Annotated in this window: 1 protein-coding gene and 1 pseudogene; one reads left to right on the forward strand and one right to left on the reverse strand. The window is 41.0% G+C overall.

Annotated features, from left to right (window positions below; all coding sequences use genetic code 11):
• Positions 1 to 745, forward strand: a 745-nt coding sequence (locus tag PX481_RS09435) for a DUF3769 domain-containing protein (protein ID WP_288094472.1), incomplete at its 5' end; no start/stop codon positions are given.
• 404 nt (positions 746 to 1149) lie between these two features.
• On the opposite strand, the pseudogene PX481_RS09440 reads toward PX481_RS09435, so the two are convergent.
• Positions 1150 to 1344: pseudogene (locus PX481_RS09440) on the reverse strand (ISAs1 family transposase); the annotation flags it as partial.

Here is a 1344-nt window from a genome sequence, read left to right on the forward strand (position 1 = left end):
CAGTTTTGGGGCAATTTTGACCTCACCGGTGATTGTCGTCCCGAATACGGATATTAGACTCAGTTATCAAGCTTCTCTACAGAATATTAACGCACCCACCGATCGCAGTAATCTCTTAGCGGCCAATGCAACGGATAATGTTACTAATTTAAGCCGTTTTCAGGGCGCTGTCTCCCTCAATCGCAGTTTTTTACTCTGGTCTGCCCTTACTTTACCACCGACTCCCGACCAAGGTTTAAGATTTTCTCCTCTTCCCGTTCAACCCTATATTGCTATTGTCACTGGTGTCACTGGTGTCACCAGTTATTACACTAATGGAGAGACGCAAAATTCCGTCACGGGAACCGTGGGATTATTAGGACAGTTTGGGCGTTTTTCCCGCAATTTTTTCGACTATACCGGGTTTAATCTCAGTTTTAGTCAGGGTTTGGTTAACGGACAATCACCCTTTTTCTTCGATCGCTTTGTTGATCAACAAACAATGTCCTATGGTATAACTCAACAGGTATATGGTCCGATTCGCGTGGGTTTCCAGAGTATTTATAGTATCGATCAAGCGAAGGAAATCAGTACAGAATATTTTCTCGAATGGAGTCGTCGCACCTATAGTTTAATTTTGCGCTATAACCCGGTGCTGCAGTTGGGAATACTCAACATCCGCGTGTCGGATTTCAACTGGACAGGCAACCCCGGCTATTTTGAGGGCAGCGATGTCCGTCCGGTGGTGGATGGAGTAACCCGTTAAGACTACATGGGAATTATGAATTATGAATTATGAATTATGAAGTGGGGTGTGGGGTTTTAGGGATTTTCAGATCGGGATTACCTCTCATTGAGACTCCCTTGGCTAACTTCTAAGTAGTTGGTTATAATCAAATTAAAAATGGATTATAGGTTCGATCCCCCCTGCCCCTAGGGTTGATTCATTTAAATTAAGTACAGCGGATTTTGAGTCAATAAATTTGAATGAAAATTCTCAAGTTTATCTTTCTCTAACCAAAAGAGTTAGTCACAATAACTAATCTTTAATCCTCTGCCAATATTTATTATGAATAAATTGATAAAGCTTGTTCCCAAGCTACTAAAAGCCTATCTCTCTTGAAATTTCCTGAGAGTACATCCTGTTAACTTAGCTAATTTTTCTGCTTCTTACGTCGATAAAACTATCAGTTTTTCCCAACGTTCAGCTAACCACCTCTGTCCCTCTGTTATTGAGAGAAAACCCAAACCTCTGAAAAGATTCAATCCTATAGTTGTGAGAATTGACCAATTGCTTGCCGCTTGAAAATCACTTATCTCGCTTTTATCTTCCTCAAAAATTACATCTTTTACCCCAGGGTGAGA

This window comes from Microcystis sp. M53603_WE2, from assembly GCF_030065435.1.